This is a genomic window from Vibrio sp. 1249-1, assembly GCF_033340495.1.
The window spans coordinates 1-825 of the sequence record NZ_JAWOWJ010000349.1 but is presented as its reverse complement, the minus strand read 5'-3'; the positions used below and the strand labels follow the sequence as shown (position 1 = coordinate 825).

Sequence of the window (825 nt, the reverse complement as noted above, 5' to 3'; positions counted from 1 at the left end):
CTTAGCAATAAAAAAGGGGCGTTGCCCCTAGTGTTACGAATGCAAGCCAGACTATCGACCACCAATTTATGGATGGGCAATTCGATAGCATGGTTCGTAATCAGAACCGCCTGGCAATTTCATTCGATGTTGTTCAACGAAGTCTTGCAGTAGCTTGTCGAGCTTCTTCATCAGTACAGGATCGCCATGAATGGAAAATGGACCTTTGCATTCGATTTCGCGAATGCCCTCGGCTTTGACGTTACCTGCCACAATACCAGAGAAGGCTTTGCGTAAGTTAGCCGCCAGAACTTGAGGTTCTTGATCCAAGTTCAAATTCAACCCTTCCATTGATGTATGCGTTGGGTCAAATGGCAGTTGGAAATCCGGTTCGATTTTCAATGACCAGTTGAAGCTGTAAGCATCGCCTTTTTCTTTACGGTGAAGGCGTACATCTTCCATCGAGCGCTTCATGATACGTGCAACTTCGGCAGGATCATCAATGACGATTTGGTAGTGTTTTTGACCTTCTTCACCTAAGGTATCGCGAATAAACGCATCGATAGAACGGAAGTATTCTTCGCTCTCTTTTGGTCCGGTTAACACAATCGGCATCGGTTGATCTGCATTGTCTGGATGCATCATGATACCAAGAATGTACAGCAACTCTTCGGCAGTACCCGGACCACCCGGGAAGATCACAATACCATGCGCCATACGAACAAACGCTTCTAAACGTTTTTCGATGTCCGGCATGATGATCAGCTCGTTGACGATTGGGTTTGGCGGCTCAGCGGCAATGATTGAAGGCTCCGTCAAGCCAAGGTAGCGTTGCTCAGTGTAACG

1 protein-coding gene is annotated in these 825 nt (G+C 47.0%); it reads right to left on the bottom strand.

From position 1 onward, the window contains the following. Window positions 1-66: 66 nt before the first annotated feature. The coding region (locus R7Z50_RS26290; RefSeq protein ID WP_318149584.1) for a pyrimidine/purine nucleotide monophosphate nucleosidase domain-containing protein at window positions 67-825 on the bottom strand (759 nt) is incomplete at its 5' end.